Genomic DNA, 11543 nt, shown 5'->3' with positions numbered 1-11543 from the left:
CCTGGCCTGGCTCACGGCCATCCGCGCGAGGCCCATCGAGAGCATTTCCCTGAAACAAAGCGGCGTCCCGCAAGGCTGCGGGACGCGCTCTGGAAGCGAGACTTTACACCACATCACGACTTGTCACTTCAGAGGATTTTGTCGTGCTCACTTCGATGCGGTGGTCTTGTTTTCCATGTTGACGACCTGCACGCGGCGGTTGGCCTCGGCCATCGGCTGGCTCGGATTTTTCAGCTTGCTCTTGCCGTAGCCGACGGTGACGAGGTCGGTGGCGGAGATGCTGTACTTGTCGACGAGGTAGCGCTTGATCGCATCCGCGCGGCGTTCCGACAGGTCCTGGTTGTAGGTTTCGCCGCCGGCGGCATCGGTGTGGCCGGCCACCACGAAGGTGGAGCCCTTCAGGTCGGGACTGGTCAGCGCGCGACCGAGCGCCTGCACGGATGGCATCGACTTGGCGCTGATATTGGCGGAGTTGTAGTCGAACGTGATTTCGAGATCGATGTTCGGCTTGTCCTTGGCGACCGATGCGATTTCCTCGCGCTCGGTCGAGGACAGCGAACGCGTCGAGCGGCCGCGCACCGACTGGATCAGCTTGCTCTCGGCGGCGTTCGGCGCGGGATCGGCCTGGGGGGCGAGCGAGAGGCCGCGGGTCAGGGGCTTCTTGGCCGGCGGCGCCAGCGCGCGGACGATGTCGTCCTCGGTGACGTTCTTGCTGTTGCCGTCATCGCCGGCGAAGGCCGGCAGCGACAGCGCAGCGCCAAGAGTGATGATGGACAGAATCGCGGTAAGTCCCTTTGCAGCCGATTTCATAGCCAGTCCCTCCTGCGCAGCGAGCTCGCGCGGTTCGAAAATTCCTGCCAAAGTTCCTGCAATGAGCCCCCCGGGGAAGGCTGCCTGCGGCATCCGTTCGTTAGTCTTCCCTGGGCCGCCAGGGGTTCGAGGCGCCGCCTGCCTCAATTCAAAAAAATCCTAGCGCACTCCGTAGCTTGCGAACTCCTGAACGATGTTCGGATCCATCGCTTTGGCATTGGCGATATCAAGCGCGCCTTCCTGGGCGGAGCCATTGCGCTGCTTGGCGAGGCCGCGCCCATAAAGCGAGGAGGTCAGACGCGGGTTGATCCTCAGGGCCGCATCGAAATCGGCGATGGCATTCTTGACCGCGCCCGATTTGAGGTTGACGAGCCCGCGGCTGTCCAGCGCGTCGACGAAGTTGGGCCGCAGCCGCAACGCCTCGTTGCAATCCTTCAGCGCGCCCTGGAGGTCGCCGACCACGGTGCGGGTCCAGCAGCGGTTGTTCAGCGCCTCGACATCCTTGGTGTTGATCCGGAGCGTGTCGTCGAAATCCTTGATGGCGAGGTTGTAGGCGCCCTTGCTGGCATAGACCTGGCCGCGCCGGTACAGCGCGTTCACGTCATCCGGATTGGCGGCAATCTTGGAGGTCAGGCTCTTGATCGTGGGATCGTCGGCCAGCGCGGCGGCGCTCGGCCCGCTGTCGGTGCTCGGTGCCGGAGCGGGATCAATCGGTTTGACCGGCGGTGGCGGCGGGGGCAGGGCGGCCTCGACCTGCGGCTTCGGCGTGGGGGCCGGCGCAGGCGCAGGAGGTGGAGAAGCAGGCGCGGGTGCCGCCGCGGTGTCGGCCGGCTTCGGCGGCGGAGGCGGTGTCGGCGCCGCGGGCGGTGACGGCGGCGGGTTGTTGGCGACGACCGGCGGCGGCGCAGGAGGCGCGGGCGGCGTCGACGGTGCCGGACGCGATCCGCCGGCTCCCGGGCTGAACGAGAAATCTTCGGCCAATGAAGAGGATATCCAAGGCACCTGCTCGCCGCGCGAAGCCCGGGTGACGCCCATCTTGGTCCGGTTCAGCGTCTCCTCGGCCATCAGGTCGGGGACCCGGATTTCCTTCAGGAGCTCCTGGACGAACAGGCTGTGCTCGCCGCCGGCGTCGGAGACCACCGAGGCCAGCGCCGCCGAATACATCACCAGCGTTCCGTTCGGCGCGATCACCGGGGTCAGGCCGGCCGAGAAGCTGCGGAACCGGCGCTCGAACGGATTGCGCCTGCTAGCGTCGACCAGCGCGATCTTGACGCCGGCGCCGCGGGTGTTGAGCTCGCCGAGGACGGTCTCGAGGCTGAAACCGTCGCGGCGCACGTCGGATTCGGTCCAGATCTGCGCATCGATCGGCAGCATGTAGCTCTGGCGCGCCGACTGGATGCCGAAGCCGCTGAAGAACACCAGCGCCACCGATCCCGGCTTGATCTTGCCGTAGAGCTTGTCAAAGGCGCGGCGCATGCCGTCGCCGGTCAGATTCTCGCCGATCTCGACCGAAAAGCCGTCGCGCTTGAGCTCGTCGGCGACGTCACGGGCATCGTTGATCGGTTCCTTCAGCGGGGCATCCGCATCCGGATATTTGGCGTTGCCGATGACCAGCGCAAAGCGGTCACCGGCCGCAAGCGATGGGGCAGTCGGGACGAGCGAGACGAGCAAGGGCAGAAGAAAAAAGAAGCGAATTTTCATAATCAGCGCGGTCCAGCCAAAAAGGCGCCGTTCCCAGCTTGCGCCGCGGCGACCTTAACTTACGCTTCCTGCATTATCAGACCGGGGACGGGGGGCGTCAACTGCTTGGAGATTCGGCGTTATCGCGACGATTGACCGCAACGCCTGGGTGCGCCGCAGGGAGGATAAACAGGCTGTCATGTTTGTGCTCGACGTGATCCGGCTCGATCTTACCGGCGGACGTTAGGGACTCCATGGCGACGAAAATGTGATTGGTCTCACATTGAATGGCCTGCCGCCGTGATGCGGCGCGGCGTTTGACCTTTGCAGCGGAGAATGGCTTGGTGCGCAGGATCGTGCCGAAGATCCACTCAGAAAAGCAAAGCAAAAGCAAAAACCATGGGAAACGCCTACGAGATTTACGCCCTGCGCTATGCGACGATGTCGCCGCGCACCCCCAGCATGAACTTCCTTCAGCCCGATCCGCATGACAGTGCGGCGCAGGACCTCGACTACTTCGTCTGGCTGATCCGCGGGGGCGGCCGCGACATCCTGGTCGACACCGGCTTCAATGCCGAGGAGGCGAGCGCGCGGGCGCGCAAGCTGACGCTCAATCCGGTCGATGCGCTGGAGCGCTTTGGCGTCGCGGCGTCAAGCATTCGCGACGTCATCGTGACGCATCTGCATTACGACCACGCCGGCAATCTCGATCGCTTCCAGAATGCGCGCTTCCACCTCCAGGAGCGCGAGATGGCCTACGCGACCGGGCGCTGCATGTGCAACGGACTGCTGCGACATCCGTTCTCGGTCGAGCACGTCACGCAGATGGTGCGCCACGTCTATGGCGAGCGCGTCACCTTCTATTCCGGCGATGGCGAGGTCGCACCCGGCGTCACCGTGCACCGCGTCGGCGGCCATTCCGACGGCCTGCAGGTGGTGAAGGTCGAAACCGCGCGCGGCTCTGTGGTGCTGGCCTCCGATGCCGCGCATTACTACGCCAATCTGCAGCGCAGGAGCCCGTTCCCGATCGTCTACAATGTCGGCGACATGGCGGTGGGCTGGGAGACCATCGAGCGCCTCGCCGGCCACCCTGATCGATTCATCCCCGGCCACGATCCGATCGTGACCGAGATCTACCCGCGCGCCAGCGACAAGGTCGATGCCTGGGCACTGCACCTGCCGCCGTCGCGGTCGTTTGCGAAGTGAGGGCGAAGCCGTCATTCCGGGGCGCGCGAAGCGCGAACTATGGTGCGCAGTTGCGCACCTGAGAATCGCGCGCCACAATCTCTGGATTCCGGGTTCGCCGCTTTGCGGCGCCCCGGAATGACAGCGTCGGCTAATACGCCTGCTTGGCGTCGGCCTCTTTGCTGGTCTGGATCAGATCGAGACTCGCTTCGATCTCGCCGAGCCGGATCGCGAGCGCCGGGTTTGAGTCTCGATCGGCAATTCCGGTCTGACCTTTTCTTCGGACGTGTGCGGTCTCCGAGACGGGCGGCAGATATGGTTTCAACGAGTGCCGGCAGGATCCACACAAGCAACGATATCGCGGGGAGATTTTCGAGCCGCTAGCTCCGGGGGAGAGAATATCGCCAGGTATCCTCCGTCCCCTGCGAGCTTATATGCGGCGACCTCGCGATAGCCGACGGCAGTTAATTCGCAGCGCAAGAGCGCAATTGGCATGCCATGCTTCGACGTCGGAAGCTCAAGATCGACAATTCCGACCCGTGCACTCTGCTTCAAGGCGGGCGCGAGATTGTAGAGGAAGGCATAGGGTTGGGCTATCTCGTGGTACATATGCACAAGGATTGCGGCATCCAGTGAAGAAGCGGGCAGACGCGGGTCGTGTGGTTCGCCGAGCGCGAATTGCACGTTCGTCAACTTCAGAAGTTTTGTTCGCCTGGCGAGTTCGACGAGGTAATCCCGCGTGACGTCCTGGGCAACGACAGAGCCGGCGGGTCCGACGAGGTGCGAGAGCCTGACCGTGTGGTAGCCACTGCCTGCTCCAATGTCACCGACTGTCATACCTGGTTTCAGTTCAAGAACGCGTGCGATTTGACCGGCCTCATTGAGGGCGTCGCGGCGCTCTTCGGCGGAGCGGCGCGGGCTGACGATTCGAGCGATCGGGCGCTGCGGTGAGGGAAACTTGTTTGCAGCGACTCCGGGGGGAGCCAGATAACCCATGTCAACGGCGTATGCGCGAGTTGCGATAAGCGCCATAAGGAGCATCGCTATATACGCCACTGCCGTCACGGGCCCACCAAGCTTTCTCAACCGGACTCCCAAAAAGCCGACGTCTGCGCCTCCATGAGTACGCGTCCTAATACGCTTCTTTCGCGTCGGCCTCTTCGCTGGTTTGGATCAGATCGAGATTCGCTTCGATTTTGCCGAGCAGCACCGAGAGCTGCTTGCGCTCCTGCGCGGAGAGGCAGGCGAGGATTTCGTCTTCCCGCCGCAGCAGCTGCGGGAACAGCTCTTCGTAGAGCGCGCGGCCCTTCTTCGTCAGTTGCAGGCGGAATTCGCGGCGGTCGGCTTCGTTCTCGACCCGCTCGATCAGATCCTCGTTGAGCAGCGCAGTCACCGCGCGGCTGATGGTGGATTTGTGCGTGCGGGTGCATTGCGCGATGTATTGCGCGCTACAGGCATCGTTGCGGAACCCGAGCGTGGCGATCACGCGCCAGGCCGGAATGTCGAGACCGTGCCGCTCCTGGTATTCGACCGCGAGCGCGGAACTGACTTCCGCTGCGAGCCGGTTGAGGCGGAACGGCACGAACTTGAACAGGTCGAGCCGTGCCTTTGGTCGCACGGAGGCCTCGTCGGCTTCGCGTGCCTTCAGTGCGATGTCGCTGGATGTCCTCGCCAAGGAGCGCGCTCCGAATTCCAGTTGACGGCCGGCCGGCTCCGGTCCAAAATAGTTGCACGTGAGACTATCTAGCAGATCAGGCCTCTCCTGACCAGAGCCGAGGTTCGAGTATGGCGCAGGCCACGACCTATCAGGCCAAAGCCCAGTTCGGCTATCGCCGCCATGCCGATCAGGACCGCGCCGGCCAAGGCCCGGCCGAGCATCCGGTCGTGGTTGTCGGCGCCGGCCCGGTCGGGCTGTCGCTCGCGATCGATCTTGCCCAGCGCGGCCAGCGCGTCGTCCTTCTGGATGATGCCGACCGCATCGGCGAGGGCTCGCGCGCGATCTGCTTCTCGAAGCGGTCGCTGGAATATTGGGACCGGCTCGGCGTCGGCGACCGCATGGTCGCCAAGGGCGTGGTGTGGAGCGTCGGCCGGATCTTCCACGGGGAGTCCCTGCTCTACCAGTTCAACCTCCTGCCCGAGGACGGCCACAAGCGGCCCGCCTTCATCAATCTCCAGCAATACTACGCCGAAGCCTATCTGGTCGATCGTATTAGCGATCTACCTGAGATCGACTTGCGCTGGCGCAACAAGGTGACGGCGCTGGAGCAGCGCAACGATTCCGTCGCATTGACGATCGAAACCCCGGAGGGCGCCTATCGCCTGCACGCGCAATATGTGATCGCCTGCGACGGCGCCCGCTCCTCGCTGCGGCAGATGGTCGGCGCCGAGTTTGCGGGGCAGGTGTTCGAGGACCAGTTCCTGATCGCCGACGTCAAGATGACCGCGGAATTCCCGACCGAACGCTGGTTCTGGTTCGATCCGCCGTTCCATGCGGGACGCTCGGCGCTGTTGCACCGGCAGCCCGACGACGTCTGGCGTATCGACCTCCAGCTCAATCGCTACGCCGATCCGGTGGTCGAGAAGAAGCCGGAGAACGTGCGGCCGCGGATCGCGCGCATGCTCGGCCACGACAAGTTCGAGTTCGAGTGGATCTCGCTGTACAAATTCCAGTGTCGGCGGATGGACCGGTTCATCCATGGCCGCGTGATTTTTGCCGGCGATTCCGCGCATCAGGTCTCGCCGTTCGGTGCCCGCGGCGCCAATTCCGGGCTCGAGGACGCGGAAAATCTGTCCTGGAAGCTCGATCGCGTGCTGCGCGGCACCTCGCCCGCAAGCCTGCTCGAAAGCTATCATGCCGAGCGCAGCCTGGCGGCCGACGAGAACATCCGCGAGTCGACGCGCTCGACCGATTTCATGGCGCCGAATTCGCATCAGGAAGCGCGGCTGCGCAAGGCGGTGCTGTCGTTGGCCAAGGAGACCGAGTTCGGCAAGCGCATGGTCAATGGCGGGCGCCTGTCGGTGCCGTGCAGCTACGACTCCCCGTTGTCGTCGCCGGATGCAGATGTGTGGGGCGGCGGACCGTCGCCCGGCTGCTCCATGCTCGATGCGCCAATTGCCGAGCAGGCTTATCTGACGGACGCCTTCCGCAGGGGTGGAACGGACTTCACCCTGCTCTCGTTCAACAATGGCGCGGCGATCGATGTGCCCGATGGCATCAAGAATATTCGCATCGGTGGCGAGGGCGGACTTGCCGATCCCTCGGGCCTTGCCGCAAGGCGCTACGACGCCGCGCCTGATACAGCCTATCTGCTCAGGCCCGATGGCTATGTCGCCGCGCGCTTCCGCCATCCGACGCGCGCCACGATCGCGGCGGCGTTGTCGCAGGCTCAAGGTCTCAATTGAGGTTTCGCATGCCGTTGTCAACCAGCTCCAACTTTGCGCGGCCGGACGATGCCTTTCGCGCCATCGTCGAAGCGCATCGCGGGTTCACCGAGGAGCAAAGCGCCGATTTCGACGCGGCACTGGTGCTGATCCTCGCCAACCATATCGGCGACATCGGTGTGCTGCGTGAGGCGATCGAGCTTGCCAAGCGCCGTATGATCGACGGCCAGCAGCAACAACAGCAGCAACAACAATAGCCCAAAAGACTCAAAGGACGAATTGATGGCGAAGAACTTCGCATCCACCGGTGACCTCTCGGAAAAGAAAATCACCTTCTCCGAGATCGGCACCGATCTCTATGCCTTCACCGCCGAGGGTGATCCAAACACGGCCGTGATCGTCGGCGACGACGGTTGCCTGGTGTTCGACGCGCAGGCGACGCCGGCGATGGCCAACAAGGTGATCGAGCGCGTCCGCACTGTGACCGACAAGCCGATCAAATATGTGGTGCTGTCGCACTATCATGCCGTGCGCGTGCTGGGCGCCTCCGCCTACAAGGCGCAAGGCATCGTCGCCTCGCAGGAGACCTATCGGCTGATCGAGGAGCGCGGTAAGCAGGATTGGGATTCCGAGTACGGCCGCTTCCCGCGGCTGTTCCAGGACGCGCAAAGCATCCCCGGCCTGACCTGGCCGACGCTAACGTTCGAAGGGGAGATGTCGATCTATCTCGGCAAGCGCGAAGTGCGGCTGATGCAGCTCGGGGCCGGCCACACCTCCGGCGATATCGTCGCCTGGGTGCCCGATGCCGAAGTGATGTTCTCCGGCGATCTCATCGAATATCACTCGGCCTGCTATTGCGGCGATGCGCATCTGCGCGAATGGCCGATGACATTGAACGAGATCCGCAACTTCAATCCCAAGGCCATCGCGCCGGGCCGCGGCGATGCGCTCAACGGCACCGCCACGGTGCGCGAAGCCATCGCGATGACGCGCGATTTCGTCACCTCGCTCTATGGCGCGGCCGAAATTTCGGTGGCCAAGGGGCGCACGCTGAAGGAATCGATGGCGGCGACCCGCGAGGTGATGGATCCGAAATTCCACAGCTTCGCCATCTACGAGCACTGCCTGCCGTTCAACGTGTCTCGCGCCTATGACGAGGCGTCGGGGATCGACGATCCCGTGATCTGGACCGACAAGCGCGACCAGGACATGTGGGCAGCCCTGCAAGGAGGAGGATAGTGATGAACATCAACACCTCGCCCGATCAGATCGTCCGAAGCTCGGCGCAGGTGACGCCGGGCTACATGTCCGGCTTCGGCAACAGCTTCGAGACCGAGGCGCTGCCGGGCGCGCTGCCGATCGGGCGCAACTCGCCGCAGCGCTGCGCCTACGGGCTCTACGCGGAGCAGCTCTCCGGCTCGCCCTTCACCGCGCCGCGCGGCACCAATGAGCGTTCCTGGCTCTACCGCATCCGCCCCTCGGTGAAGCATTCCGGGCGCTTCGAGAAGGTCGATGCCGGCCTGTGGCGCTCCGCACCGTGCCACGAATACGATCTGCCGATCGCGCAGATGCGCTGGGATCCGACGCCGCTGCCGAAGGAAGAAATGACCTTCGTCCAGGGCGTGCAAACCATGACGACGGCGGGCGATGTTAATACGCAGGCCGGCATGGCCGCGCACGTCTATCTCATCACCAAATCGATGGTGGACCAGCATTTCTACAATGCCGACGGCGAGCTGATGTTCGTGCTTCAGCAGGGCAATCTTCGCCTCGTCACCGAGTTCGGCCGCATCGACGCCGAGCCCGGCGAGATCGTCGTGATCCCACGCGGCGTCAAGTTCCGCGTCGAGATTCCGAACGGGCCGGCGCGCGGCTATCTCTGCGAGAATTACGGCGGCGCGTTCACGCTGCCGGAGCGCGGGCCGATCGGCGCCAATTGCCTCGCCAACGCCCGCGACTTCCTCACCCCCGTCGCGCATTACGAGGACAAGGACACGCCGACCGAGCTCTACGTGAAATGGGGCGGGGCGCTGTTCAAGACGACCTTGCCGCATTCGCCGATCGATGTCGTCGCCTGGCACGGCAATTACGCGCCCTACAAATACGATCTGCGCACCTTCTCGCCGGTCGGCGCGATCGGCTTCGATCATCCCGATCCCTCGATCTTCACGGTTCTCACTTCGCCGTCGGAGACGGCGGGCACCGCGAATATCGACTTCGTGATCTTCCCCGAGCGCTGGATGGTCGCCGACAACACCTTCCGGCCGCCCTGGTATCACATGAACATCATGAGCGAGTTCATGGGCCTGATCTACGGCGTCTACGATGCCAAGCCGCAAGGCTTCGTCCCCGGCGGTATCTCCTTGCACAATTGCATGCTGCCGCACGGCCCCGATCGCGACGCCTTCGAGCATGCCAGCAACGGCGAATTGAAGCCGGTGAAGCTGACGGGGACGATGGCCTTCATGTTCGAGACCCGCTACCCTCAGCGCGTCACCGCGCATGCGGCGAACTCCTCCACGCTGCAGGATGATTACGCGGATTGCTGGAAGGGACTCGAGAAGCGGTTCGATCCAAGCAAGCCGTAGCTTTCTACCCTCCCCTGGAGGGGGAGGGTCGTTACGCATGCAGCGAAGGGGAATGCGTAGCGGGGTGGGGTGACGGTCTCTCTGCGAGGAACGCTGCCCGTGTTGAGAGATCACCCCACCCCGTCCCATATTTCGCTGCGCTCAATATGAGCCGACCCTCCCCCTCCAGGGGAGGGTGACACCGTCACCGCTGCGCCACGGGAAACCCATGCCCCATCCCAACGACCCCAGCCTCCGCTCCTTCATCGAGATCGATCCCGCCTCCGACTTCCCGATCCAGAACCTGCCCTACGGCGTGTTCTCGACGGCGGCCAATCCGACGCCGCGCGTCGGTGTCGCGATCGGCGATTACGTGCTCGATCTCTGGGAGCTCGAGCAGGAATCCCGCCTCGATGTCGGCCCGCTCGGGGTGTTCTCCGGGCCCTCGCTCAATCCCTTCATGACGCTGGGGCCAAAGGTCTGGGCCAAGACCCGGGCGCGGATCAGTGAGCTTCTGCGGGCCGATCATGCTGAGCTGCGTGACAATGGGGAACTGCGTAGCCGCGCGCTCGTGCCGATGCGCGATGCCAGGCTGCATCTGCCGTTCGCCGTCTCCGGCTATACCGATTTCTATTCGTCGAAGGAGCACGCCACCAATGTCGGCGTGATGTTCCGCGGCAAGGACAATGCGCTGCAGCCAAACTGGCTGCATATGCCGATCGCCTATAACGGCCGCGCCTCGACAGTGGTGGTTTCAGGCACCCAGGTGAAGCGGCCGCGCGGGCAGCTGAAGCCGCCGAACGTCGAGGTGCCGAGCTTCGGGCCCTGCAAGCGGCTCGATTTCGAGCTGGAGATGGGCGTCGTGATCGGCCAATCCTCGTCGATGGGCGGCCTGCTGAGTGAGCAACAGGCGGAAGAGATGATCTTCGGCTTCGTGCTGCTCAACGACTGGAGCGCGCGCGATATCCAGCAATGGGAATATGTGCCGCTCGGTCCGTTCCTGGCCAAAGCGTTCGCGACCTCGATCAGCCCCTGGGTGGTGACGCGCGAGGCGCTGGAGCCGTTCCGCCTGAACGGACCGGAGCAGCAGCCGGTGCCGCTCGATTATCTCAGGCAGGGCAAGCCGCAGAATTACGATGTCGAGCTCGACGTCTCCTTGCGCGCCGCCGGCGCCAACGCGCCCGCCAGCATCAGCCGCACCAATTTCAAGTACATGTATTGGTCCTCGGTGCAGCAGCTCATGCACCACGCTTCCTCCGGCTGCGCCATGAATGTCGGCGATCTCTTAGGGTCCGGCACCATCTCCGGTCCGGAAAAGAACCAGCGCGGCAGCTTGCTCGAGATCAGCTGGAACGGCACCGAGCCGGTTGAATTGCCCGGCGGCGCCAAGCGTTCGTTCCTGGAGGATGGCGACAGCCTCGTGATGCGCGGCTGGTGCCAGGGGGATGGCTATCGCGTCGGCTTCGGCGAGGTGGAAGGGACGATTTTGGCGGCGGAGTGATTGCGGCGCGCTCCGGTCTCGTAGGGTGGGCAAAGCGAAGCGTGCCCACCATATCGATGACGTGGGCACGGCGCTAACGCGCCTTTGCCCACCCTACGAGATCTACCGCTTCTCTGGCGGCACGTCCCGGATCCGCGCGCAATGTGCCGCGACGTCCTCGACGCTGTATTTCAAATGCACCCGCTTGTCCGACGGTGCCTGCTTGTTCGTGCAGACGCCCGGCCGCCATTCCTGCGTCGGCCTGATCGGGCGCGGCGCGAAACCGCCGCCGCAGTTCGGGCAGACGTTGGAGAGTTTCGTCTCGACGCAATCCGCGCAGAACGTGCATTCGTAGGAGCAGATCCGCGCATCAATTGCATCGGGCGGCAGGTCGCGGTCGCAATATTCGCAGTTCGGTCGAAGCTGGAGGGCCATGGCTG

General features: G+C 64.0%; 11 protein-coding genes and 1 pseudogene. 6 read left to right on the top strand and 6 right to left on the bottom strand.

All coding sequences use genetic code 11. From position 1 onward, the window contains the following. Positions 1-147 precede the first annotated feature (147 nt). Positions 148-810: an OmpA family protein gene (locus GGD67_RS36605; protein WP_026202583.1), complete on the bottom strand. Its 663-nt coding sequence runs from the start codon at positions 808-810 to the stop codon at positions 148-150. Between the two features lie 159 nt (positions 811-969). Next, entirely contained in the window at positions 970-2511 is a 1542-nt protein-coding gene (locus GGD67_RS36600; RefSeq protein ID WP_179739717.1) for a caspase family protein, read from the bottom strand. 378 nt (positions 2512-2889) lie between these two features. Between GGD67_RS36600 and GGD67_RS36595 the strand changes: the two genes are divergently transcribed. Continuing rightward, positions 2890-3696, top strand: coding sequence for an N-acyl homoserine lactonase family protein (locus GGD67_RS36595; RefSeq protein WP_179739715.1), 807 nt, complete (start codon positions 2890-2892; stop codon positions 3694-3696). A 130-nt stretch (positions 3697-3826) separates the two neighbouring features. On the opposite strand, the pseudogene GGD67_RS40035 reads toward GGD67_RS36595, so the two are convergent. The 3 genes and pseudogenes from GGD67_RS40035 to GGD67_RS36585 all read right to left on the bottom strand — a co-directional run. Beyond that, positions 3827-3910, bottom strand: a pseudogene (locus GGD67_RS40035) (MarR family transcriptional regulator); the annotation flags it as partial. Between the two features lie 86 nt (positions 3911-3996). Then, the gene (locus GGD67_RS36590; RefSeq protein ID WP_246784521.1) at positions 3997-4707 is read right to left on the bottom strand and encodes a methyltransferase domain-containing protein; all 711 of its coding nucleotides are present in this window, start codon (positions 4705-4707) and stop codon (positions 3997-3999) included. Between the two features lie 100 nt (positions 4708-4807). Then, positions 4808-5350, bottom strand: coding sequence for a MarR family winged helix-turn-helix transcriptional regulator (locus GGD67_RS36585; RefSeq protein WP_018321574.1), 543 nt, complete (start codon positions 5348-5350; stop codon positions 4808-4810). A gap of 110 nt (positions 5351-5460) precedes the next feature. Between GGD67_RS36585 and GGD67_RS36580 the strand changes: the two genes are divergently transcribed. From GGD67_RS36580 to fahA, 5 genes are all read left to right on the top strand, one after another. Next, positions 5461-7077, top strand: coding sequence for an FAD-dependent oxidoreductase (locus GGD67_RS36580; RefSeq protein ID WP_179739713.1), 1617 nt, complete (start codon positions 5461-5463; stop codon positions 7075-7077). 8 nt (positions 7078-7085) lie between these two features. After that, complete coding sequence (locus GGD67_RS36575) at positions 7086-7313, top strand: DUF2783 domain-containing protein (protein ID WP_018321572.1); 228 nt, start codon at positions 7086-7088, stop codon at positions 7311-7313. A 25-nt stretch (positions 7314-7338) separates the two neighbouring features. Beyond that, positions 7339-8295 carry an MBL fold metallo-hydrolase gene (locus tag GGD67_RS36570; protein WP_179739711.1) on the top strand — a complete coding sequence of 319 codons (957 nt, stop codon included), beginning with the start codon at positions 7339-7341 and terminating at the stop codon, positions 8293-8295. Between the two features lie 2 nt (positions 8296-8297). After that, positions 8298-9644 carry a homogentisate 1,2-dioxygenase gene (gene hmgA / locus GGD67_RS36565; RefSeq protein WP_179739709.1) on the top strand — a complete coding sequence of 449 codons (1347 nt, stop codon included), beginning with the start codon at positions 8298-8300 and terminating at the stop codon, positions 9642-9644. A 208-nt stretch (positions 9645-9852) separates the two neighbouring features. Beyond that, on the top strand, positions 9853-11124 hold the full coding sequence (gene fahA, locus GGD67_RS36560) for a fumarylacetoacetase (RefSeq protein ID WP_179739707.1): 1272 nt from the start codon (positions 9853-9855) through the stop codon (positions 11122-11124). A 102-nt stretch (positions 11125-11226) separates the two neighbouring features. Here fahA and GGD67_RS36555 read toward each other — a convergent pair whose 3' ends face one another. Next, entirely contained in the window at positions 11227-11538 is a 312-nt protein-coding gene (locus GGD67_RS36555; protein WP_179739705.1) for a DUF1272 domain-containing protein, read from the bottom strand. Positions 11539-11543 lie beyond the last annotated feature (5 nt).

Source organism: Bradyrhizobium sp. IAR9 (genome assembly GCF_013408065.1).
In the GTDB taxonomy this organism is placed as follows: domain Bacteria; phylum Pseudomonadota; class Alphaproteobacteria; order Rhizobiales; family Xanthobacteraceae; genus Bradyrhizobium.
Note: the sequence above shows the minus strand (reverse complement) of the source record. Positions and strands in the feature narration are given on the sequence as shown.